Below are 22,843 nucleotides of genomic sequence, written 5' to 3'. Positions count from 1 at the left end.
GCACGACGAGCGGGGGCCACCGTGCTCTGTGCCGAGGCCCCGCGCGGCCTGCTAGCCCGGGGTGACGGTCGCGAAGACGCCCCGGGCGGGTGTGCCGTCCGGCCAGGTCCACCCGGCGACCAGGCGCGCGGCAGGGCCCTCCGCGGCATCCGCGGCCTCCGTGGGCCGCAGGACGCGGTTGAGCCGGACGTCGAACGCCTCGGCGGCCGGTGCGCCGTGCACGGTGACGCCGGGGTCGGGGGTGTCGCTCAGGCTCTGGTGCTGCGGGACGGCCCCGCCGCGCAGGAGCGCGCGCGACTGCGCCGACACCACCGGGTCGTGGGCGCCGTCGTAGATCCACCGGGTGCCGAGCACCCCGTGCTCGGAGGTGCCGATCAGCGCCTCGGCTGGGGCGTCCGCCAGCGCCGTACCCCGGTAGGCCAGCGGCACCAGGTACGCGACCGGTTCCGGCGCGGAGGTGTCCACCACGACCATGAACTCGATCCCGACCTCGCCCTCCGGATCGTCCAGCCGGAACCCGCCGGCCGTCGTCAGTTCCGGGGTGCCTGCGGTGCCCAGGTACCAGCTCTGCTTCGGCAGCCAGCCGGTGAGCAGCTCCAGTTTGGTGGGCTTCATGGTGGTGCGGTGGATGGCGGCCATGACTTCCCTCGCGCGTAGATCCGGCCCCGTCCTGCCACGGGATGCGGTCGAACGTATCGGACGGCATCACCCGGCGCGGGCGGGGGCGGTGCCGAACCGGGCCGGGCGCTCGGCGCCGGGCTGAACAAAACGGATTGCCGCCCCTGCGGGGGTGTGCCACTGTTCGGCCGGGACCGAGCAGTTGATCAACGTCGGCAGGTCGGTCGGGCCCCGGGGAATTCGCCGACGGGGCACGGGAATCACGGGAATCGGTGCCATGGGGAATCAGTACGAAGACGAGTGTCGCCGGGCGTTGGCCGGGGAGCAGGCGAAGAGCCTTGCCGAGACCGACCACTGGGAGCACGTGGACCGGGACCGGGTCCACCAGGACTGGGACGGGCTGTACAAGGAGATCGCGGCCGTTCTGGAGGGCTCCCTGCCCGGGGACCCGCAGATCCAGGAGTTGGTCGGCAGGCACTTCGACATCGCCTGCCGGTTCTACGTCCCCACCAGGAAGGCCTACGTCGGCATGGCGCTCTTCTACGCGGAGAACGACGACATGAGGGACTTCCACAACTCCTACCACCCCAGGATGGTGGAGTTCCTGGGGGAGGCGATGGGCGTCTTCGCCGAACGCGGGACCGGCTTCGCCCCGTAGGGCGGGACCCGCCGGTACGGCCGCGTCGCGGGCTCCCGCCGACGGCCGGGCGGGCTACGCTCGCAGCCAGCACGGGACCGAGGAGAACCGAGGAGGGCGCGACGGCCCGGACCAGCCGCGAACGCGTCATCAGAACGCTGACGTTCTGGCTTCGCCCGGCCTTCGCCCTGCGCTGCGTCAGCCGTTTCCAGAAGCTCGTGGGCTTCGACCGCTCGATGGCCCTCGCCGCCGGCGCGCTGGCGGCGACCGTCCCGCTCTCGATCCTCACCGGTGGCGTCCTGGCGCGCACGGGGCACGCGGACACGGCGGAGCGGATCATCGGCCGCTACCAGCTCACCGGTGAGGGCGCCGACGCCATCCGGCAGGTGTTCGCGCCCTCGTCCGGCACGGCCGCGACCATCGGTGTCTTCGGAGCGGTGTTCCTCGTGATCTCGGTGCTGAGCTTCGCCCGGGCGGTCCAGCGCCTGTTCGAGCAGACCTGGGAGCTCAGACCGCTCAGTGTGCGCAACACGCTGAACGACCTGTGGTGGGTGGCCGGTCTCACCGGCTACCTGATGGCCACCGGTCTGGTCTACGGCTTCCTCGGCCGGGGGCGCCTGCAGCTGGGGGCGGCCGCGGCCGAGGCACCGGTGACCGCGGCCTTCCTCGTCTGGGGCGGCTGGATCCTCACCGCGCGGCGGGTCGCCTGGCGGGCCCTGCTCCCGTTCGGTGTCGTCGGGGGCGTCCTGGCGGCGGTCTACTCGGTGGGCGCGACGGTCTACCTGCCGCACCTGTTCAGTTCCTCGGCCGCCCGGTACGGCGCCGTGGGCGCCGTCTTCGCGACGCTCTCGGGACTCTTCGGCGCCATGCTCGTCACCGTCGGCTCGGCCGCGCTCGGGCGGGAGGTGCGCGACGAGCTCGTCGGTATCGCCCGGGGTGAGCGTCCGCCCGACGACGAGATCCGCCGCGAGTGGCACACCGTGATCGAGCAGGCGCGGTCGCGGTGGCACACCACCCGGCGGCAGATCGCCCGCTACCGCCGGTCCAAGGACCCGGACGAGCCGGGCGGGCCCTGACCCTCGGGGCGCGCCCCGAGGGTCACTCCCAGCGGAAGAAGCGGGCGGCGGCGGCCAGGGCCACGACCGCCCAGGCGCCCAGGATGCCGAGGTCGGCCCAGGGCACACCGGCGCCGGTCTGGAGGACCGAGCGGAGGCCGTCCGACAGCGCGGCGATCGGGAGCAGCTCCAGCACCGACTGGACGGCGGCCGGGAACCTGCTCAGCGGCACGATCACGCCGCCGGCCAGCAGCAGCAGGACGAAGACCAGGTTGGCGGCGGCCAGCGTGGCCTCCGCCCTGAGGGTGCCGGCCATCAGCAGCCCGAGGCCGGAGAAGGCGGCGGTGCCGAGGACGAGCAGGGCGACGACGCTGAACGGGTCGCCGTGCGGGGACCAGCCGAGGGCGAGCGCGATCACGCTCAGCAGGGCGACCTGGAGCGCCTCGGTGACCAGCACGCAGCCGGTCTTGGCGGTGAGCAGCGCCCAGCGCGGCAGCGGGCTGGCGCCGAGCCGCTTCAGCACGCCGTAGCGGCGTTCGAAGCCGGTGGCGATGGCCTGCCCGGTGAACGCGGTGGACATCACGGCCAGCGCCAGCAGGCCGGGTGCCAGGAAGTCGACGCGCTTGCCGGGGCCCTCGACGGCGACGATGTCGACGGCGGAGAAGAGCACGAGCAGCACCGTCGGGATGATGACGGTCAGCAGCAGCTGTTCGCCGTTGCGCAGCAGCATCTTCGTCTCGAAGGCGGTCTGCGCGAGCAGCATCCGGCCGACCGGGGCGGCGCCGGGCGCGGGCGAGTAGTCGGTGGTCGTCACGAGCGGAGGTCCCGTCCGGTCAGGTCGAGGAAGACGTCTTCGAGGCTGCGGCGCTGCACGGCGAGCCGCTCGGGGAGGATGCCGGAGGCCGCGCACCAACCGGTGACGGTGGCCAGCAGCTGCGGATCGACGGGCGCCTCGATGCGGTAGCTGCCGGGGGAGGCCTCGGTGGCGGTGGCGCCGTCGGGCAGCTCCTTGAGCAGCGGGGCGAGGTCGAGCCCGGGCGGGCCGTCGAAGCGCAGCGAGGACTCGGCGCCGCCGCGGCAGAGCTCGTCCGGGGTGCCCTCGGCGATGACCTTGCCCCGGTCGACGACGGCGACCCGGTCGGCGAGCTGCTCGGCCTCGTCCATGTGGTGGGTGGTGACGACCACGGTGACGCCGTCCCGGCGGAGGTCGCGGACCAGCTCCCAGGTGGCGCGGCGGGCCTGCGGGTCGAGGCCGGCGGTCGGCTCGTCCAGGAAGACCAGCTCGGGCCGGCCGACCACGGCCATCGCCAGGGCGAGCCGCTGCTGCTGGCCACCGGAGAGCCGGCGGTAGGTGGTCCGGCCGCAGGAGCCGAGGCCGAGGCGTTCGACCAGGGCGTCCACGTCCAGCGGGTGGGCGTGCAGCTTGGCGGTGTGCCGGAGCATTTCGACGGCGCGCGCTCCCGCGTACACGCCGCCGGACTGCAGCATCACGCCGATCCGCGGGCGGAGCTCGGCGCCCTGGGCGACCGGGTCGAGGCCGAGGACGCGGACGGTGCCGGCGTCCGGGCGGCGGTAGCCCTCGCAGATCTCGATGGTGGTGGTCTTGCCGGCGCCGTTGGGACCGAGCACGGCGGTGACGGCGCCGCGCGCGAGGGTCAGGTCGAGACCGTCCACCGCCGTCTTGGTGCCGTAGCGCTTGACCAGCCCGGTGACCCGGACCGCGGGTTCGGAATGCATACCGGCGAGTGTATGAGGCGCGAACACGGCGGCCCGGAGCGGGAGGCCGCGCCGGGGCCGGACGCGGCACCGGACGGGCGGCCGAAGGGGTGGTGGGTGGAGCGGGTCGATGGCCTGGACGGCGGGCCGTCCGGGGGTCCGCCGGGGGGCGAGGAGGGCCGGAACGACCGCCGGAACCGGTGCCCGGTGATCGTTTTCGCAGGTCAGGTAAGGCTTACCTGCGTGACAGATGACACGAGTGAGGCCTGCATCACGGCTTGTCCCGGCGGAAGTAATTACGCAACAATCGTGTTGTGAAAAACATGCGCGAGCACTCCCCGCAGCAGGAGGCCGAGTCGGCCCCCGGCTGCGCCGTGCCCGCGAACGCGACCGAGGTGCTGCTCGACGGTCACCGCGCGACCCGGGACCGGGTGGCCCGGTCGATCCTCGACCACGGTCCGTCCTCCGCCGCCGACCTGGCGAACCGGCTCGGTCTGACGACCGCCGCCGTCCGCCGTCACCTGGACGGCCTAGCCGCCGCAGGACTGGTCGACGCCCGTGAACAGCGGGTCTACGGCAGCCGCAGCCGGGGTCGCCCGGCCAAGGTCTTCGCCCTCACCGAGTCCGGTCGGGACGCCTTCTACCAGGCGTACGACCAGCTCGCGGCCGACGCGCTGCGCTGGATCTCCGACGCGGTGGGCGGCGGCGCGGCGGGCGAGGAGGCGGTCGCCGCCTTTGCCCGCGCCCGGTTCGGCAAGCAGGGTGAGAAGTACCTGGACGCCCTGCGCCAGGCCGAGGCCGGTGAGCGGACCGAGGCACTCGCCCGGGCGCTCAGCGCCGACGGGTACGCTGCCACGGTGCGGCGGGTTCCGTCAGCCGCGGCGAAAGCCCCGGCGGGCGCCCAGCTCTGCCAGCACCACTGCCCGGTCGCGCACATCGCCGAGCAGTTCCCGCAGCTCTGCGAGGCGGAGACCGAGGTCTTCTCCCAACTGCTGGGCACCCATGTGCAACGGCTGGCCACCATCGCCCACGGCGACGGGGTCTGCACCACCTATGTGCCGGCACCCGGTGCCGCATCGTCGCCCTCCCTGCGCAGCGCGGGTCCGGGTTCCGGTGCAGTGCCGACTGCCGGTACGTCCACCGAAGATTCAGCGTCCGCGCGTTAGGAAGCTCGCATGACTGACACCGTTTCGCACCCGGAGCTCGAAGGCCTGGGCACCTACGAGTACGGCTGGGCGGACCCGGATGCCGCCGGCTCCGTCGCCAAGCGCGGGCTCAGCGAGGACGTCGTCCGCGACATCTCGGCGAAGAAGAGCGAGTCCGAGTGGATGCTGAACCTGCGGCTCAAGGGCCTCAAGCTGTTCGGCAAGAAGCCCATGCCCACCTGGGGCTCGGACCTCACCGGCATCGACTTCGACAACATCAAGTACTTCGTGCGCTCGACCGAGAAGCAGGCCGAGTCCTGGGAGGACCTGCCCGCCGACATCAAGGCGACGTACGACCGGCTCGGCATCCCGGAGGCGGAGAAGCAGCGGCTGGTGGCCGGTGTGGCCGCGCAGTACGAGTCCGAGGTGGTCTACCACCAGATCCGTGAGGACCTGGAGGAGCAGGGTGTCATCTTCCTGGACACCGACACCGCGCTGAAGCAGCACCCGGAGATCTTCGAGGAGTACTTCGGCACCGTCATCCCGGCCGGCGACAACAAGTTCGCCGCGCTGAACACGGCGGTGTGGTCGGGCGGCTCCTTCATCTACGTGCCCAAGGGTGTCCACGTCGACATCCCGCTGCAGGCCTACTTCCGGATCAACACCGAGAACATGGGCCAGTTCGAGCGGACGCTGATCATCGTCGACGAGGACGCCTACGTCCACTACGTCGAGGGCTGCACCGCGCCGATCTACTCCTCGGACTCGCTGCACTCCGCGGTCGTGGAGATCATCGTCAAGAAGGGCGGCCGCTGCCGCTACACGACGATCCAGAACTGGTCGAACAACGTCTACAACCTGGTCACCAAGCGCGCCGTGGCGTACGAGGGCGCGACCATGGAGTGGATCGACGGCAACATCGGGTCCAAGGTCACCATGAAGTACCCGGCTGTCTACCTGATGGGCGAGCACGCCAAGGGCGAGACCCTGTCGATCGCCTTCGCCGGTGAGGGCCAGCACCAGGACGCCGGCGCCAAGATGGTCCACATGGCGCCGAACACCTCCTCCAACATCGTCTCCAAGTCGGTGGCGCGAGGCGGCGGCCGCACCTCCTACCGCGGTCTGATCGAGATCGGCGAGGGCTCCAAGGGCGCGAAGTCCAACGTGCTCTGCGACGCCCTGCTGGTCGACACCATCTCCCGCTCGGACACCTACCCGTACGTGGACGTCCGCGAGGACGACGTGTCGATGGGCCACGAGGCGACCGTCTCCAAGGTCAGCGAGGACCAGCTCTTCTACCTGATGAGCCGGGGCATGACCGAGTTCGAGGCGATGGCCATGATCGTCCGCGGCTTCGTCGAGCCGATCGCGCGCGAGCTGCCGATGGAGTACGCGCTGGAGCTGAACCGGCTGATCGAGCTGCAGATGGAGGGCTCCGTCGGCTGACGCACAGCCGCACGCAGTCCAGCCACCAACTTTGAGGAAGAGAGCACTACGACAGCCATGGCTGACACGCCTTTGAATGTCGCTGGGACCACCGCCGGTTCCACCACCGCCGGTTCGATCGAGGTCGGCACCGCCGGGGCGGGCGCGCAGCTCGCCGGCCCCGGCACCGGCCGCGCGACCGTCCAGCAGCCGATCGACGCCCGCGTCGCCGTCCAGCCCTCCTTCGAGGTCGGCGACTTCCCGGTGCCGACCGGCCGCGAGGAGGACTGGCGGTTCACCCCGCTGCACCGCCTGAAGGGCCTGCACGACGGCAGCGCCGCCGAGGCGGAGAAGGGCGCGGACAAGGTCGAGCTGAGCCTGCCGGACGGCGTCACCGCCGAGACCGTCGGCCGCGACGACGCGCGCCTGGGCAAGGCCGGCAAGCCGGTCGACCGGGTCGCCGCCCAGGCGTTCAGCGCCTTCGAGCAGGCGCTCGTGGTCACCGTGCCCAAGGAGACGGTGCTCACCGAGCCGGTCAAGATCGACGTGCACGGCGAGGGCGGCACCCGCTTCGCCCACGTGGTGATCGACGTCAAGCCGTTCGCCGAGGCCGTCGTGGTGATCAACCACACCGGGACGGGCACCCGCGCGGCCAACGTCGAGCTGCTGCTCGGCGACGGCGCCAAGCTGACCTTCGTCTCCGTCCAGGACTGGGACCGCGACGCGGTGCACACCGCCCAGCAGACCGCCCTGGTCGGCCGGGACGCCTCGCTGAAGTCCGTCGTGGTCACCTTCGGCGGCGACGTGGTCCGCATCCACCCGCGGGTCTCCTACTCCGCTCCCGGCGGCGAGGCCGAGCTGTTCGGTCTGTACTTCGCCGACGCCGGCCAGCACCTGGAGCACCGTCTGGTCATCGACCACGACACCCCGCACTGCCGCTCCAACGTCGTCTACAAGGGCGCGCTGCAGGGCCAGGACGCGCACGCCGTCTGGGTCGGCGACGTGCTGATCCGCGCCGCCGCCGAGGGCACCGACACCTACGAGCTCAACCGCAACCTGGTGCTCACCGACGGTGCCCGGGTCGACTCGATCCCCAACCTGGAGATCGAGACCGGCGAGATCGTCGGTGCCGGCCACGCCTCCGCGACCGGCCGCTTCGACGACGAGCAGCTGTTCTACCTGCGGGCCCGCGGCATCCCGGCCGACGAGGCCCGCCGCCTGGTGGTGCGCGGCTTCTTCGCCGAACTGGTCCAGCAGATCGGCGTCGCCGAGATCCAGGAGCAGCTCATGGAGAAGATCGAGGCCGAGCTGGAAGCGGCGGTCTGAGGCCGATGAGTTTTCTCCGTGCCTGCGCGCTGAGCGAGCTCCAGGAGGACGTGCCCCGGCGCGTCGACCTCAACGGCGTGCCCGTCTCCGTCGTCCGCACCGACGAGGGGGTGTTCGCGATCAACGACACCTGCTCGCACGCGAACGTCTCGCTGTCCGAGGGCGAGGTCGAGGACTGCATGATCGAGTGCTGGCTGCACGGCTCCAGCTTCGACCTGCGCACCGGCAAGCCCTCCGGACTGCCCGCCACCAAGCCGGTCGCTGTCTACCCCGTAAAGATCGAAGGGGACGATGTGCTCGTCTCCGTCAACCAGGAGTCCTGAGTACATATGGCAACCCTTGAAATCCGCGACCTGCACGTCTCCGTCGAGGCGGAGAACGGCCCCCGGGAGATCCTGAAGGGCGTCGACCTGACCGTGAAGCAGGGCGAGACCCACGCGATCATGGGTCCGAACGGCTCCGGCAAGTCGACCCTGGCGTACTCGCTGGCGGGACACCCCAAGTACACCGTCACCAGCGGCTCGGTGCTGCTGGACGGCGAGGACGTCCTGGAGATGTCCGTCGACGAGCGGGCCCGGGCCGGTGTCTTCCTGGCCATGCAGTACCCGGTCGAGGTCCCCGGCGTCTCGGTCTCCAACTTCCTGCGCACCGCCGCCACCGCCGTCCGCGGCGAGGCCCCGAAGCTGCGGCTCTGGGTCAAGGAGGTCAAGGCGGCGATGGCGGCCCTCCAGATGGACCCGGCCTTCGCCGAGCGCAACGTCAACGAGGGCTTCTCCGGCGGTGAGAAGAAGCGCCACGAGATCCTCCAGCTGGAGCTCCTCAAGCCGAAGATCGCGATCCTCGACGAGACCGACTCCGGTCTGGACGTCGACGCGCTGCGGGTCGTCTCCGAGGGCATCAACCGGGTCCGCTCGACCGGCGAGGTCGGCACCCTGCTGGTGACCCACTACACCCGCATCCTGCGCTACATCAAGCCCGACTACGTCCACGTCTTCTCGGCCGGACGCATCGTCGAGTCCGGCGGCGCCGAGCTCGCCGACAAGCTGGAGGAAGAGGGCTACGAGTCCTACGTGAAGGGTGGCGCTTCCGAGTGATCCATACCCCCGAGACGAGTGGCCCCGCCACGGGCCTGCCGGGTCTGCTCGACACCGACGCGATCCGCAAGGACTTCCCCGTCCTGCAGCGCCTGCTGCACGACGACAAGCCCCTGGTCTACCTGGACAACGCCGCCACCTCGCAGAAGCCGCGCCAGGTGCTGGAGGCGCTGAACGCCTACTACGAGCGGCACAACGCCAACGTGCACCGCGGCGTCCACGTGCTCGCCGAGGAGGCCACGGCGCTGTACGAGGGCGCCCGTGACAAGGTCGCGGCCTTCGTCATCGCGCCGAGCCGCAACGAGGTGGTCTTCACCAAGAACGCCTCCGAGTCGCTCAACCTGGTCGCCAACATGCTGACCTGGGCGGACGAGCCGTACCGGGTGGACGCCGACTCCGAGATCGTCATCACGGAGATGGAGCACCACTCCAACATCGTCCCGTGGCAGCTGCTCTCGCAGCGCACCGGCGCGAAGCTGAAGTGGTTCGGGCTGACCGACGAGGGCCGGCTCGACCTGTCCAACATCGACGAGCTGATCACCGAGAAGACCAAGGTCGTCTCGTTCACCCTGGTCTCCAACCTGCTCGGCACGGTGAACCCGGTCGAGGCCATCGTGCGCAAGGCCCAGGACGTCGGTGCGCTGGTCGTCATCGACGCCTCGCAGGCCGCGCCGCACATGGTGCTGGACGTGCAGGCGCTGGAGGCCGACTTCGTCGCCTTCACCGGCCACAAGATGCTCGCCCCGACCGGCATCGGCGTGCTCTGGGGCCGCCAGGAGCTGCTGGAGGACCTCCCGCCGTTCCTCGGCGGCGGCGAGATGATCGAGACCGTCACCATGGGCTCGTCCACCTACGCCCCGGCGCCGCACAAGTTCGAGGCCGGCACCCCGCCGATCGCCCAGGCGGTCGGGCTCGGCGCGGCCATCGACTACCTGTCGAACATCGGCATGGACCGGATCGCCGCGCACGAGCACGCCATCACCGCGTACGCGGTGGAGCGGCTGCTGGAGGTCCCGGACCTGCGGATCATCGGTCCGCGCACGGCCGTCGACCGGGGCGCCGCGATCTCCTTCACGCTGGGCGACATCCACCCGCACGACGTGGGTCAGGTGCTGGACGAGCAGGGCATCGCCGTGCGCGTCGGCCACCACTGCGCGCGGCCGGTCTGCCTGCGGTACGGAATTCCCGCGACCACGCGGGCGTCGTTCTACCTGTACTCGACGCCGGGCGAGGTCGACGCCCTGATCGACGGCCTGCACCACGTCCGGAACTTCTTCGGCTGACGGGACGGCCCACGACATGAAGCTCGACTCGATGTACCAGGACATCATCCTGGACCACTACCGCAACCCGCACGGCAAGGGGCTGCGGGACGGCGACGCCGAGGTGCACCACGTCAACCCGACCTGCGGGGACGAGATCACCCTGCGGGTGCGGCTCGACGGGGCCACGGTCGTGGACGTCTCGTACGAGTCGCAGGGCTGTTCCATCAGCCAGGCCAGCGCCTCGGTGCTGAACGACCTGGTGGTCGGCAAGACCGTCGGCGAGGCGCAGGCCGTCCAGGAGGCCTTCCTGGAGCTGATGCAGAGCAAGGGCCAGGGCGAGGGGGACGAGGAGGTGCTGGAGGACGCGGTCGCGTTCGCCGGCGTCTCCAAGTACCCGGCCCGGGTCAAGTGCGCGCTGCTCAGCTGGATGGCCTGGAAGGACGCCACCGCCAAGGCCCTGGCCGAGCAGCCCGCCGTGCACGACCTGAACGACTGAAGCAGAAGAGGAGGACAGACACATGAGTGACACCGAGACGCCCGCCCCTTCCGCTGAGGAGGGTCCGACCGTCATCGTCGGCACCACCGCCGGCACCGTCTCCGTCGAGGACCTGACCGAGGCCCTGATGGACGTCGTCGACCCCGAGCTGGGCATCGACGTCGTCAACCTGGGCCTGATCTACGGCATCCACATCGACGAGTCCGACGTGGCCACCATCGACATGACGCTCACCTCGGCGGCCTGCCCGCTGACCGACGTCATCGAGGACCAGGCGAAGACCGCCACCGACGGCCTCGTCCAGGACCTGCGCATCAACTGGGTCTGGATGCCGCCGTGGGGCCCGGACAAGATCACCGACGACGGCCGCGAGCAGCTCCGCGCCCTCGGCTTCAACGTCTGACGGACGTCCTGCGTCAATCCACTGCCGCGCGAGTCTCTCCTTCGGGGGAATCATTCGCGCGGCAGTGGTATATCTGCGAGCGGGCGGCCACGCTGGTGCCGCGACCGCGAAGGGAGCGACGGGATGGCTGTGGAAGCAATCGGGCACTGGACGTTGCCCGCCTCGCCGTATGCCATGTGGGTCCGGGGGGAGCTGGAGGCGTACCTGCGCATTCCGGACGACGGCACACGGGTCGAGGTGATCGGAGGGGAGTTCGTCGTGTCACCGGCGCCTGTGTTCGTCCATGCGGTGATTCTCTCGGACATTCAGCGGGGCATCGAACGCGCCCGCTTCAATGATCCGGAGTGCCCTTGGCGAGTGGTTCAGACGATCAATCTCGACCTCGTGGAGATCGGGGACGGCTACATTCCGGACCTCGTGGTGGTGGATGCCGAGGTGGAGAGGCGCGGTGTCGCGGATAACGTGCTGCACCTGGGACCGCACGAGATCAGTCTCGTCGTCGAGGTGACGTCCGCCGCGAACGCGTACCGCGACCGTCGTCCCGTTCTCGGACGTCGACTCAAGCCCACCAAGTGGAGCGGGTACGCGCGGACCGGAGTGCCGTACTACCTCCTGGTCGACCGTGACCCGCGGCAGCCCGGCATCACCCTGTTCGGTGAGCCGGACCGGGGCGAGGGGAGCTACCGGGTGCTCGGTGAGTGGAAGTTCGGTGAGCCGCTGCGGCTCCCGGAGCCGTTCGGGCTCGAGGTGTCCACGGAGACCTGGAAGCCCTGGGCTGAGTAGGGCTCGAGAACGCCGCTGCCCGGTACGGGATCCGTACCGGGCAGCGGCGTTCCCGTCGGTCAGGCGGTGCGGGGCCGGCGGGCGACGGCGACGGCCAGGGCGACGCAGAGGACGGCGGCGAGGCCGACGAAGCCGCTGGTGGCCGGGAGCAGGCCGTAGCGCTGGACGAGGGCGCCGACGCCGACGATCGGCAGCGAGCTGCCGAGGTAGACGATGACCCAGAGGGAGCTGAGCTCGGAGCCCCGGCGTTCCGGGTTCATCGCGGCCACCGCGCCGGTGAACAGCGAGCGGAAGGCGACCCCCTGGCAGGAGCCGCCGAGGACGCTGCCGATGAACAGCAGCGCCGGTGTGCCGGTGTACTGGGCGGTGACGACCAGGCCGAGGCCGGTCGCCAGACCGGTCATGCCGAGGGCGATGACCAGCCGGTCGGCGGTCGGCGGGACGAGCAGCTGGGCCACGGCGGAGGAGCCGAGCAGCAGCGCGGCCACCACGGCGCCGGTCAGCCGGGAGTCGGTGTGCAGCAGCTTGGCGGAGAAGGCCGGGGCCAGGCTGAGGTAGACGCCGAAGACCGCGTAGGAGATGAACCCGGCGGCCGAGGCCAGCAGGAACGCCCGGCGGCCGGTGGACGGCAGGGCGAGGCGCTGCGGGCGCAGGTGCGCCGGGGTGGTGATGCGCGGCGGGGCGGCCGGCGGGCGGCTGCGGCCGGGCATCCGGGGGTGGACCAGGGCGAGCGGCACGCAGAGCGCGAGCAGGGCGACGGCGTGCAGCAGGAAGGGCGTCATCAGCGGGTCGGTGCCGCCGGCCAGCAGGGCGCCGACCACCGGGCCGATCGCCACGCCGCCCGCCGAACAGGCCAGGGTGAGCTTGGCCGCCAGCGTGGGGTGGTCGGGCAGCAGGTCGCCGAGGGCGGCTCCGGCGGCGCCGGTGGACAGGCCCACCGCGACGCCCTGGACGGCGCGGCCGAGGGCGAGCTGCCAGAAGCTGCCCGAGGTGGCGAAGACGACATCCCCGGCGGCGGCCAGGGCCACGGCGGGCAGGATCAGCGCGCGCCGGCCGAGGTGGTCGGACCAGTGGCCGACCGCGGCGAGCACCGGGACCAGCGCGAACACGTACACCGTGAACAGGACCGTGGTGTCGAGCGCGGTCAGCGAGAGCCGCTGCTGGAGCAGCGGGTAGATCGGCGTGGCCAGGTTGGCACCGATCAGCATGAGGAGGAGGGCGCCGGCGACGAGGCCGACGCGGACGCCGCGGAGCGCGTTCCATCGGCTGATCGCGGCGAGCTGGAGCTGGGCGCGCGGGGCGAGCTCCAGGGGAAGCAGGGCCTCCGACAGTCGGCGTCCGTCGAACTGCGCGGTGCGCAGGCCGGAGCCGGCAGGGGAGAGGTCCGCCATGGCAGGGGTCTCCTGTGGCCGGGCACCACCAAGGTCGGCGGGGTGTGCCGGCGCGCCCGTCCGGTGGCGCTGTGGTGGTGGCCTCGGTGCGGGGACTTCCTGGTGGAGCGGGTGAGCATGGGACCCTCCGTCCCGGAGCCGGGCGAGGAGGGTGGAGGGGCTTCGTTGCCCGGTGGCCCGGGCGGGGTGTGCACGGTGCCGATTCGAAGGATAAGGGGTGGGCGCACGGTTGCGGCGCGCGCCCCTGGAGGCCGGGCATCGGGGGTGCCCGGCCTATACGCTGAGGTAGTGGACCGGCACAGGGAGCTGATCCACTGCGGCCGGAACGGATCGGCCGACCGCTGGCTGTAGGGAGAACGCGCGACAATGGCCGGACGACGTCGTAAGAACGCTGGGGCTTCGTCGGCGGGTGCGCCGGACGAGGGGGCGGTCGGCGCTGTGCTGCCCGCCGACCTGGAGCTGCAGGACCTCTATGGGGCGTTCGCCGCGCACGGGCTGGACGACGAAGACCTGGACGACGCCGCCGTGCTGGTGCCGCCGGTCCGGCTGCCGGCCGAGTCCGAGCTGGCCGACCAGGCGAAGGCCGTGCCGATGTTCGGGTACGCGCTGAAGCTGGCCCGCTGGACGGCCCCGCACCGGGAGGTGGACGAGTTCGGCGACCTCACCGGTCCGGACCGGGCGCCCGCCGCCCGGCTGCTCGGCCTCGCGCCCGAGCAGGGGGAGGCGCCGGAGGAGGCCGTGGTCGAGGCGATGCGGGCCTGGTCGCTGGCCTGCGACCTGGACCTCATCGAGATCGGCACCACCGCCGCCGGTGAGCACGTGGCCATTCCCGGGCCGGACCTGGAGCCGGCCGAGCGGGGGGACGCGGAGACCGTCCTGGAGCTCTGGCTGACCGCCGCCGGGATCGTCCGAGAGCTGGCCGTGGAGGCCGACTCGCTGCCGGAGGAGGAGGCCGCCGAGGAGGCGGCCGAGCGCGCCGGGGCCGTGGCGGAGCCGGAGCCGGAGTCGGAGGATGACGACGACGAGGAGCGGCTGGCGCGGGTCGAGGAGGCCCGGGAGGAGGCCGCCGAGCTGCTCGACGAGGCGCTCCAGGTGCTCTACGAGACGACCGCCTTCGCCGACCCGGGCACCGAGACCGTGCCGCTGGGCGTGCTGGCCGCGCTGCTGGTCGTCCCGGAGGGCGAGGAGCCGAGCGAGGAGCTGCTCGGCGACATCACCGATGTGATGGTCGCGCTGGACCCGATGCTGAACGACCTCGCCGAACTCGGCGTGCTGGACTACCGCCCGATCGACCCGGAGCTGTTCGACGAGGAGGAGGGGCAGGAGCCCCTCGGCGGCGGGGTCGGCGACGAGCCGCTGGACGAGGAGGAGTCGGCCCGCTTCGGCCTGGTCCGGCTCACCCCGCTCGGCCAGTACGGCATCCGGCAGTGGCTGCTGGAGGACGGCTACGACGCGCCGCTGGTCGGCGAGCTGGCCCAGGGGGATGCCGCCGAGCTGCTGCGCGGGATCTGCGAGGCCGCCAACGTGCTGCCCGAGGAGGAGCTGCAGGTCTGGGTGACCGACCGGGAGCCGGTGGACGCGGCCCGCGAGCTGCTCGCGGCGTCGCGCGGCAACGACGCGTACGCCCCGATGCGCCGGATGCTCAGCCGGCTGGCGCTGGGAATGATCGGCCGGCCCGCCGAGCCCGCCGTCCGGGAGGTGCTGGACGACCCGGAGCTGGGCGGGGCCGCGCGGGCCTGGCTGGTGGATCTCGGCGCCACCGATGTGCCCGCGCCGGAGCGGGGGATGGCGCTGTGGACGGTGATCGACACCTTCGCCGCCCAGCTGCTCGACACCGGCGGCGACGCCGAACTGCTTCGCGAGCTGATCGCCGACCTGCCGGTGACCGGCAACCCGGCGAGCTACTTCGGCGAGCTCTGGCGGGTCGACCACCCCTACACGGCGGACGTGCTGGAGGCGGTCGGCGAGCTGCACCTCGACCGGACGGTGGCCAAGGAGGCCCGCAAGGCGGCCTTCAAGGCGCGATCGAAGAGCTGAGGGCCCAGGGGGCGTGCGGGGCCGGGCCGGCCGGGGCGGGACACGCCCGGCCGGTCACGGCAGGTCCAGTGAGCCTTCCGCGGTGAACGGGAAGAACGGGTTGTGGGCCAGCTCCCACAGGTGGCCGTCCGGGTCCTCGAAGTAGCCCGAGTAACCGCCCCAGCTGGTCGCGGTCGGGGGCTTGACCACCGTGGCGCCCGCCTCGACGGCCGTCCGCAGGGCGGCGTCCACGCGCTCGGTCGACTCCAGGTTCACCGCGAGGGTGACGCCCCGGAACGACGGCTCGCCGAGGGCGGGGACCCCGGCGTCGGCGGCCAGCTCGTCGGTCGGGAAGAGGCCGAGCACCGAGTCGGCGGTGCGGAACCAGACGATCTCCGGGCTGGAGACCGACGAACGGCGCCACCCGAGGTCCTCGTAGAACCGGGCGCTGCGGTCGAGATCGGTCACCCCGAGGGTGACGATGCTGATGCGGGCGGGAAAGTCCTGGGTTGCTGTCATGCCCGACAGCGTAGGAAGCGGCACTGACAAACGCGCGTCCTGACACGGCGGCGCGGGTGGCGATCCGTCAGGCGGGACAAAGGAGCTGATGACCCGGCAGGTCGGGCCACGTATCGTGTCCCGCAAGCGGTGTGCGGGCGGCGAGGACATGGGGGTGCGGCGCGGGATGACGCGGGAGAGCGGTGGCAGGCAGGACGGTCTCCGGGGGGACGGCGCACGATGGATGGACCCGTGCGGACGGGAGGACCGCTTCACCGACCAGGAGGAGTTCTCCCGCCGCGCCCTGGCCGCGGCCGGCTTCCCGGTGTACGGCGTCGTGCGCGGCGCCGACCCGGGCGGTGACGCGCTGACCGCGTTCGAGACCTGTGACGGCCGGCTGTCCTGGGTCGAGGTCTGCTCCGGCGACTGGACCTCCGCCGACGGCCCGTACGTCACCGTGCGCACCTACCGTCCCGGGGCCGACCGGCCGGGCGCGCTGCCCGAGCTGGAGGACGTGGTCGAGGACGAGCGCGACCGGGTCTACGAGCAGCTCGGCGTCGACGAGGGCGACTGCCCCGGCCGGGTCCGGGCGCTGCGCGAGTGGATCACCGTGGACGGCGAGCCGTGCGCGGTGGAGGTCCACGAGGACCTGCGCGACCCCTGGGACCGGCCGGACGCCCCGCTGCCCGGCCTCGGCGCCACCCCCGGTGCCGGCCCGGTCTGGGCGGGCCGGTTCCGGGTGGGCGGGCTGACCGTCACGGTCTGCGGGCGCGGCGTGGTGCCGGGCAGCCTCGAACTGGCCCCGATCCAGGACGTCGAGCGCCATCTGCGCGGCCGGACGGCGCTGCTGCGCGGCCTCGCCGCCCGCCGGGCCCGGTACGTCCCGGTCGAGGAGCGCGAACTCCCGCCGACGGTCGGGCTGGAGGCGCACCGGGCGGTGATCGAGCACGGCATCGCCGAGTCCGCGGCGATCGAGGCGCAGGTCCGGGCCGGGCGCACGCCGCGGCTGCCGCGGGGGCTGCGCGGCGAGACCGGCGCGCTGCGCTGGGAGGCCGCGGTCCGCCAGCAGATGCGGCTCGGCTCGGAGAGCCGGGAGGAGGCGGTCGCGGCGGTCACCGCGATGGTCAACCACCTCAACCGGCTGTCCCGGCAGACCCAGTGGGTGGTCGGCACGGTGGAGGGGGTGGCCGCGGTCGAGGAGGTCATCCGCTACACGGTCTTCGCCAGCGAGGTGGCGAGCCTGCCCGCGCAGCGTGCGTGGGAGCAGCTCTGGCGGGACCGGGCGGACGGTGCCGGCGCGGCGGGCGACGGCTGGGAGGAGGAGCGGATCGGCGAGCAGCTCTGGCTCGCGGCCTGGGAGCAGTGGCGGGCGGCCCGCGCGGGGCGGTGAGTGCCGCCGACGGACCACCGCGCGGGGTGGCGCTGTTCCGTGGCTGTTCCGCGGTTCTGTTCTGCGGCGCGGCCGTGACCTGCGGTGCACGGGGCAAAGAACGGGTCATGGATTCGAATACGGTCGGCAAATGAACACCCTGACGCGGTGTCCGCTTCACCGGGCGTTCATCACACCGGCGGAGTCTGCAGGCGTCGACGAGCTACCTCGACACCTCGCACGCCACGTACCGGGCTCCGCTCCGGTCGGCGCCCCACCTCTCAGGAGTGACTCACATGTCGCTGTCCCGTCGGGACTTCGTCAACCGTTCCACCCTCGTCGGGGCCGGCGTGCTGATCGCCGGTAGCGCCGAGGCGCTGGCCAGCGCCCCGGGCGCGATCGCCGCCCCGGTCGGCGGCGAGGTGCGGGACGCCGCGACCGCCGACGCCGAGCGTGCTGCGGTCGGCTACGGCGCGCTGGTCAAGGACCCGGAGAACCTGCTCGCGCTGCCCAAGGGCTTCAGCTACAAGGTGGTGAACCGCGCGGGCGTCACCAAGCTGCGCACCGGCGAGTTCACGCCCAGCAACCACGACGGCACCTCCGCCTTCGAGGACGAGCGCGGCGGCAACCTGCTGGTCGTCAACCACGAGCTGAGCGGCGCCCGCTCCAACTGGGCGTACCCGGTGCCGCTGACCGAGGGCCACGTCTACGACCCGGGCGCGGCCGGCGGCTGCACCATCGTGCACGCCAAGCGCAACGGCACGGTCGAGCAGTGGGTCGGCATCGCCGGTACCTCCACCAACTGCGCCGGTGGCGTGAGCCCGTGGGGCACCTGGCTGTCCGGCGAGGAGACCGAGGACAAGGCCGGCAAGAACGGCTTCACCAAGGACCACGGCTACATCTTCGAGGTCGACCCGTTCGACGACGAGTACAACCTCGACCCCAAGCCCGTGAAGGCCTTCGGCCGTTACGCGCACGAGGCCGTCGTGGTGGACCCGAAGCGCGGCCACGTCTACCTGACCGAGGACGCCTCGAACCCCAACGGGCTGCTGTTCCGCTGGACCCCGCCGGCCGGCTTCAAGCACGGGCGCTACCAGCTGCGCAAGCTCGCCGACGACGCCGGCACGCTGGAGGCCTTCAAGGTCTTCGACGCGCAGGGCAAGTTCATCGACGACCTGTCGCGCGCCACCAAGGTCGGCACCACCTACGGCGTGGACTGGGTCAAGGTCCAGGACCGCGACGCCAGGACCGTCTCCGTCCGCAAGCAGTTCAAGGACGGCGAGGTCACCCGCGCCCGCAAGCTGGAGGGCATGTGGTGGGGTGACGGCGGCTTCTACTTCGTCTCCAGCTTCGCCCGCTCGGAGAGCCCGCTCCAGCACGACGGCCAGGTCTGGTTCTTCAACCCCGTCCGCCGCACCATCACCCTGAAGGTGCTGCTCGGCGTCAACACCGACGTCTGGGGCGACCACGACAACTTCGACGGCCCGGACAACATCACCGTCTCGCCGTACGGCGGCATCGTGATCGCCGAGGACGGTGAGGGCGTCTCGCACCTGTTCGGTGCCACCGAGGACGGGCTGACCTACCCGATCGCCCGCAACGAGCTCAACATCGGCTCCGCCGAGAAGCCGGAGTTCAGCGAGTTCACCGGCGTCACCTTCTCGGACGACGGCAAGACGCTGTTCGCCAACATCCAGACCCCGGGCATCCAGCTGGCCATCACCGGCCCGTGGCACCGCCTGAACGAGCACAAGCGCGGTCAGGGCTACGGCGCCTGATCAGGCTGAGGCCGGGGGGCCCGCTCCGGCGGGCCCCTCCCGGCTTTCCCGGTCGTGCTTTCCCGATCGTGTTTCCTGGTCCGGCTTTCCCGAGCCCCCGGAGGCGGGCGTCACTCCTCCGGCAGGCGCAGCTGGAGCATGGCCAGCAGGCGCTGCTGCGGCTGCGCGAGGTCGACACCGGTGAGCTGCTCGGCCCGGCGCACCCGGTACCGCAGGGTGTTGGGGTGGATGTGCAGGGCGTCCGCCGCGACCCGGACCTCGCCCAGCGCGTCCAGCCAGGCCAGCACCGACTCCGCGAGCCGGGTGCCGTGCCGGCGGTCGTACGCGGTCAGGGCGGTCAGCCGCGGGTCGCGCAGGCCCGAGCGCTCCTGCAGCAGGGCCAGCATCTCGCTGACCAGGACCTCCGCCTGGACGTCGATCAGTGCGGCGACCTCCAGGTCCACCCCGCCCCGGCCCATGGCGTCCAGGATCCGGTCCGCCTGCGCCCGGGAGTCGGGCACCTGGGCCAGGCCGTCCACCGTGGAGCCGATCGCCGCCCGCAGCGGGACGCCCAGGTGGTCCCGGGCCGCCTCCACCACCTCCTGCGCCCAGTCGCGGACCGTCGTCATCGGCAGGCCGGCCGGCAGCTCGGGCAGCAGCACGTAGACCCGGGACTCGATCGGGGCGAGCAGCGCGCTGCGGTGGCGGGCGGCGGTGTGCACCGAGATCAGGCCGGTCACCTCGGCGCGGGTCAGCGCCTCGGTGGTCGGCGCGCTGTACGCCAGCACGGTGGCGGGCCGGCGCAGGTCCAGGCCCAGATGGGTGGCGAGCGACTGCGGCCCGGTCGAGCCCTCCAGCAGGCCGGTGAGCAGGGTGCGGGTCAGCCGGACGTCCGCCGACAGCTCCCGCCGCCGCCGGACCAGCTGCGCCGCCGCCACCCGGGCCGCGCCGACCAGCGCCTGCTCGGCGAGCGGCGCCAGCGGCTGGGCGCCCTCCTGGACCCAGATCGTCCCGAGCGGCTGGGCGCCGGTCCGGATGCCGATCGCCAGACGCCGGCGCAGGCCGAGCTCCGGGTGCGGGTCCACCGCGATGGCCGAGTCCGAGGTGCGCAGGTGCTGGAAGATCCCCCACTCGCGCAGCTTGGAGAGGTAGGGCTCGGGGCCCTGCCAGCCGAGGATGGAGAGCCGGCGCAGGTCGTCCACCTCGTCGGAGTCCGAGGAGCGGGAGTAGGCCAGTACCCGGCTGGAGGTGTCCTCGATCGAGACGATGCCGTGGGTGAGTACGGCGACGGTCTGGGCGAGCGAGAAGAGGTCGCCCGCGTTGTGCTCGGGGGCGCCCGCGGCGTCCGCGGTGTCCGGGCCGGCGATGATCGCCCGGGCGAGCGAGTCCAGGTGCTCCCACCGGGTCTCCCGGCGGACCGAGAGCAGCGCCACCCCCGCCTCGGTGGCCGCCTCCCGCAGGGCGTCGGCCTGGCCGGGGCCGTCCAGCTTCACCGCGACGGCGGCGGCGCCGGCCCGGCCGGCCGCGCGCAGCGCGGGGAGCGCGGCCCGGCCCCGGGCACCGATGGCGAGCACGAGTTCGCCGGGAGCGGCGGTGGGAGGGTCCTCCGGGTCGAGGATCGCGACGTCGCGCACCGCGACGTCCAGGCCCAGCGGGGCGGCCTGGAGCTCGACCAGCGGTTCGCCGAGGGACATCAGCAGCTGACGGAGCGGGAGGCCGGCGGGCTGCGACACCGGAGGCTCCTTCACGCTCGTGCGAACCGGGGCGGATCAGTGCGAATGGTGCGAACGGACCGTCGCGCATCGTGCGAACGGACCATCGCGTACCGCCGATTTTAGCGGGGCGGACAGGCCTCGGGAGTGGGCGAGCGGCCCGGCCGGCGGCCGGCCGGTCCGGTGGCCCGCCCGGCGGTAGCCGTGACCGCGCCGTGACCCCTTCGTCGGGCCGGACAACGCCGTACGGGGGACTTTAGCCGCCCGGCCAATCAAGTGGAGCCCGGTGCAGGAATAGCGTTCGTCCTGTGGCCGACGTGCGACCCGCGTCGGCATCCCCCGCATGAACCGAAGGAGAGCGTGCGCTCATGGATGCTGTGACCCAGGTCCCCGCGCCGGTGAACGAGCCGGTCCACAGCTACGCCCCCGGCAGCCCCGAACGGGCCCGCCTGGAGGCCAAGCTGAAGGAGCTGGGCGGCCAGGAGCCGGTCCAGCTGACCATGACGATCAACGGTGAGCGCCGCCTCGGCGGCGGCACCGAGATCCACGTCGTCCAGCCGCACAACCACGCGGCGAGGCTCGGAACGCTGCGCAACGCCACCCAGGCCGACGCGCAGGACGCCATCGACGCTGCCCTGGCCGCCGCTCCGGCCTGGCAGGCGCTCTCCTTCGACTCGCGCGCCGCGATCTTCCTCCGGGCCGCCGACCTGCTGGCCGGCCCCTGGCGCGAGACGCTGGCCGCGGCCACCATGCTCGGCCAGTCCAAGACCGCGCAGCAGGCCGAGATCGACACCCCCTGCGAGCTGGTCGACTTCCTGCGCTTCAACGTGCACTTCGCCCGGCAGATCCTGGCCGAGCAGCCGATCTCCTCGGACGGGGTCTGGAACCGCAGCGACCACCGCCCGCTGGAGGGCTTCGTCTACGCGATCACCCCGTTCAACTTCACCGCCATCGCCGGCAACCTGCCGACCGCGCCGGCGCTGATGGGCAACGTGGTGCTCTGGAAGCCCTCCCCGACCCAGCAGTTCTCCGCGCACCTGCTGATGCAGCTGCTGGAGGAGGCCGGGCTGCCCAAGGGCGTCATCAACATGGTGACCGGCGACGGCCTGGACGTCTCCGCCGTCGCGCTGAAGCACCCGGCGCTGGCCGGCATCCACTTCACCGGCTCCACCCCGACCTTCCAGCACCTGTGGCGCACGGTCGGCGAGAACATCTCCGGCTACCGCACCTACCCGCGGATCGTCGGCGAGACCGGCGGCAAGGACTTCCTGGTCGCCCACCCGTCCGCCGACCCGGCCGTGCTGAAGACCGCGATGACCCGCGGCGCCTTCGAGTTCCAGGGCCAGAAGTGCTCGGCGCTCTCCCGCGCGTACGTCCCGGCCTCGCTCTGGGCCGGCCTCAAGGACGCCTTCCGCGACGAGGTCGAGGGCCTCACCATGGGCGACGTCAACGACCTGTCGAACTTCATGTCGGCCGTCATCGACGACCGCGCGTTCGCCAAGAACAAGGCCGCGATCGACCGGGCCCGGGCGGACGACTCCGTCGAGGTGCTGGCCGGCGGCACGTACGACGACTCGGTGGGCTACTTCGTCCGCCCGACCGTGCTGGTCTGCGCGGACCCGGCGAGCGAGTACTTCAAGGACGAGTACTTCGGCCCGATCCTCGCCGTCCACGTCTACGAGGACGAGAAGTACGAGGAGATGCTGGCCCAGATGGAGTCGGTGTCGCCCTACGGCCTGACCGGCTCGATCATCTCCCAGGACCGCGCGGCCGCCCAGGACGCGATGCACAAGCTGCGGTTCGCGGCCGGCAACTTCTACATCAACGACAAGCCGACCGGCGCGGTCGTCGGCCAGCAGCCCTTCGGCGGCGGCCGGGCGTCCGGGACCAACGACAAGGCCGGCGCCAAGCAGAACCTGGCGCGCTGGACCTCGACCCGTTCGGTCAAGGAGACCTTCGTCCCGCCGACCGACTACCGCTACCCGCACATGGGCTGAGTGCCCCGCCGACGCCCGGTCCCGCAGCCGGGTGTCCCCGCGGGGGGGGGGGGGGGGACACCCCCGCCCACCCCCCCCCCCCCCCCCCCCCTCCCCCCCCCCCCACCCCCCCCCCCCCACCCACCCCCCCCCCCCCCACA

21 protein-coding genes are annotated in these 22,843 nt (G+C 72.2%); 15 read left to right on the top strand and 6 right to left on the bottom strand.

What is annotated here, in order from left to right; translation table 11 throughout:
* Positions 1–51: 51 nt before the first annotated feature.
* A complete protein-coding gene (locus tag ACZ4UX_RS18910; RefSeq protein ID WP_465707468.1) occupies positions 52–639 on the bottom strand; it encodes a maltokinase N-terminal cap-like domain-containing protein in 588 nt (195 codons plus the stop codon).
* 256 nt (positions 640–895) lie between these two features.
* Between ACZ4UX_RS18910 and ACZ4UX_RS18905 the strand changes: the two genes are divergently transcribed.
* The gene (locus ACZ4UX_RS18905) at positions 896–1,276 is read left to right on the top strand and encodes a TipAS antibiotic-recognition domain-containing protein (RefSeq protein ID WP_465707467.1); all 381 of its coding nucleotides are present in this window, start codon (positions 896–898) and stop codon (positions 1,274–1,276) included.
* 197 nt (positions 1,277–1,473) lie between these two features.
* Positions 1,474–2,331 carry a YhjD/YihY/BrkB family envelope integrity protein gene (locus tag ACZ4UX_RS18900; protein ID WP_329490024.1) on the top strand — a complete coding sequence of 286 codons (858 nt, stop codon included), beginning with the start codon at positions 1,474–1,476 and terminating at the stop codon, positions 2,329–2,331.
* 22 nt (positions 2,332–2,353) lie between these two features.
* Here the strand turns inward: ACZ4UX_RS18900 and ACZ4UX_RS18895 are convergent, their stop codons facing one another.
* Together ACZ4UX_RS18895 and ACZ4UX_RS18890 are read right to left on the bottom strand one after the other, a co-directional pair.
* Entirely contained in the window at positions 2,354–3,073 is a 720-nt protein-coding gene (locus ACZ4UX_RS18895) for an ABC transporter permease (protein WP_329492288.1), read from the bottom strand.
* A 47-nt stretch (positions 3,074–3,120) separates the two neighbouring features.
* Positions 3,121–4,047 carry an ABC transporter ATP-binding protein gene (locus ACZ4UX_RS18890; protein ID WP_465707466.1) on the bottom strand — a complete coding sequence of 309 codons (927 nt, stop codon included), beginning with the start codon at positions 4,045–4,047 and terminating at the stop codon, positions 3,121–3,123.
* A gap of 302 nt (positions 4,048–4,349) precedes the next feature.
* On the opposite strand from ACZ4UX_RS18890, the gene ACZ4UX_RS18885 reads away from it, so the two are divergent.
* From ACZ4UX_RS18885 to ACZ4UX_RS18845, 9 genes are all read left to right on the top strand, one after another.
* Positions 4,350–5,192 carry a helix-turn-helix transcriptional regulator gene (locus ACZ4UX_RS18885; RefSeq protein ID WP_465707530.1) on the top strand — a complete coding sequence of 281 codons (843 nt, stop codon included), beginning with the start codon at positions 4,350–4,352 and terminating at the stop codon, positions 5,190–5,192.
* A 9-nt stretch (positions 5,193–5,201) separates the two neighbouring features.
* Positions 5,202–6,617, top strand: a complete 1,416-nt coding sequence (gene sufB / locus ACZ4UX_RS18880) for a Fe-S cluster assembly protein SufB (protein WP_329490027.1) — start codon at positions 5,202–5,204, stop codon at positions 6,615–6,617.
* 57 nt (positions 6,618–6,674) lie between these two features.
* Positions 6,675–7,922 carry a Fe-S cluster assembly protein SufD gene (gene sufD / locus ACZ4UX_RS18875; protein WP_465707465.1) on the top strand — a complete coding sequence of 416 codons (1,248 nt, stop codon included), beginning with the start codon at positions 6,675–6,677 and terminating at the stop codon, positions 7,920–7,922.
* A gap of 5 nt (positions 7,923–7,927) precedes the next feature.
* The gene (locus ACZ4UX_RS18870; RefSeq protein WP_352288157.1) at positions 7,928–8,245 is read left to right on the top strand and encodes a bifunctional 3-phenylpropionate/cinnamic acid dioxygenase ferredoxin subunit; all 318 of its coding nucleotides are present in this window, start codon (positions 7,928–7,930) and stop codon (positions 8,243–8,245) included.
* 6 nt (positions 8,246–8,251) lie between these two features.
* Entirely contained in the window at positions 8,252–9,016 is a 765-nt protein-coding gene (gene sufC, locus ACZ4UX_RS18865; RefSeq protein WP_465707464.1) for a Fe-S cluster assembly ATPase SufC, read from the top strand.
* Entirely contained in the window at positions 9,016–10,299 is a 1,284-nt protein-coding gene (locus ACZ4UX_RS18860; protein WP_465707529.1) for a cysteine desulfurase, read from the top strand. The genes sufC and ACZ4UX_RS18860 overlap by 1 nt, the downstream gene beginning before the upstream one ends.
* Before the next feature lie 16 nt (positions 10,300–10,315).
* Complete coding sequence (gene sufU, locus ACZ4UX_RS18855; protein ID WP_329490031.1) at positions 10,316–10,777, top strand: Fe-S cluster assembly sulfur transfer protein SufU; 462 nt, start codon at positions 10,316–10,318, stop codon at positions 10,775–10,777.
* A gap of 22 nt (positions 10,778–10,799) precedes the next feature.
* Positions 10,800–11,180: a metal-sulfur cluster assembly factor gene (locus ACZ4UX_RS18850; protein ID WP_329490032.1), complete on the top strand. Its 381-nt coding sequence runs from the start codon at positions 10,800–10,802 to the stop codon at positions 11,178–11,180.
* Positions 11,181–11,303: 123 nt separating this feature from the next.
* Positions 11,304–11,963: a Uma2 family endonuclease gene (locus ACZ4UX_RS18845; RefSeq protein WP_465707463.1), complete on the top strand. Its 660-nt coding sequence runs from the start codon at positions 11,304–11,306 to the stop codon at positions 11,961–11,963.
* Positions 11,964–12,022: 59 nt separating this feature from the next.
* Here ACZ4UX_RS18845 and ACZ4UX_RS18840 read toward each other — a convergent pair whose 3' ends face one another.
* Complete coding sequence (locus tag ACZ4UX_RS18840) at positions 12,023–13,354, bottom strand: MFS transporter (protein ID WP_465707462.1); 1,332 nt, start codon at positions 13,352–13,354, stop codon at positions 12,023–12,025.
* A gap of 366 nt (positions 13,355–13,720) precedes the next feature.
* Between ACZ4UX_RS18840 and ACZ4UX_RS18835 the strand changes: the two genes are divergently transcribed.
* Complete coding sequence (locus ACZ4UX_RS18835; protein ID WP_465707461.1) at positions 13,721–15,391, top strand: hypothetical protein; 1,671 nt, start codon at positions 13,721–13,723, stop codon at positions 15,389–15,391.
* A gap of 54 nt (positions 15,392–15,445) precedes the next feature.
* Here the strand turns inward: ACZ4UX_RS18835 and ACZ4UX_RS18830 are convergent, their stop codons facing one another.
* A complete protein-coding gene (locus ACZ4UX_RS18830; protein ID WP_329490036.1) occupies positions 15,446–15,889 on the bottom strand; it encodes a VOC family protein in 444 nt (147 codons plus the stop codon).
* Positions 15,890–16,112: 223 nt separating this feature from the next.
* Here ACZ4UX_RS18830 and ACZ4UX_RS18825 point away from each other — a divergent pair, with 223 nt between their 5' ends.
* Both ACZ4UX_RS18825 and ACZ4UX_RS18820 read left to right on the top strand, forming a co-directional pair.
* The gene (locus ACZ4UX_RS18825) at positions 16,113–17,258 is read left to right on the top strand and encodes a hypothetical protein (RefSeq protein ID WP_465707460.1); all 1,146 of its coding nucleotides are present in this window, start codon (positions 16,113–16,115) and stop codon (positions 17,256–17,258) included.
* A gap of 275 nt (positions 17,259–17,533) precedes the next feature.
* The gene (locus ACZ4UX_RS18820; protein ID WP_465707459.1) at positions 17,534–19,015 is read left to right on the top strand and encodes an alkaline phosphatase PhoX; all 1,482 of its coding nucleotides are present in this window, start codon (positions 17,534–17,536) and stop codon (positions 19,013–19,015) included.
* A 110-nt stretch (positions 19,016–19,125) separates the two neighbouring features.
* Here the strand turns inward: ACZ4UX_RS18820 and ACZ4UX_RS18815 are convergent, their stop codons facing one another.
* Positions 19,126–20,727, bottom strand: a complete 1,602-nt coding sequence (locus tag ACZ4UX_RS18815) for a PucR family transcriptional regulator (RefSeq protein WP_380386645.1) — start codon at positions 20,725–20,727, stop codon at positions 19,126–19,128.
* 347 nt (positions 20,728–21,074) lie between these two features.
* Here ACZ4UX_RS18815 and pruA point away from each other — a divergent pair, with 347 nt between their 5' ends.
* Positions 21,075–22,703 carry an L-glutamate gamma-semialdehyde dehydrogenase gene (gene pruA / locus ACZ4UX_RS18810; RefSeq protein ID WP_359804415.1) on the top strand — a complete coding sequence of 543 codons (1,629 nt, stop codon included), beginning with the start codon at positions 21,075–21,077 and terminating at the stop codon, positions 22,701–22,703.
* The last annotated feature ends 140 nt before the right edge of the window (positions 22,704–22,843 follow it).

The organism is Kitasatospora sp. NPDC028961, assembly GCF_055564815.1.
The sequence above is the reverse complement of the archived record's forward strand: the minus strand, read 5'-3'. Positions and strand labels throughout refer to the sequence as shown.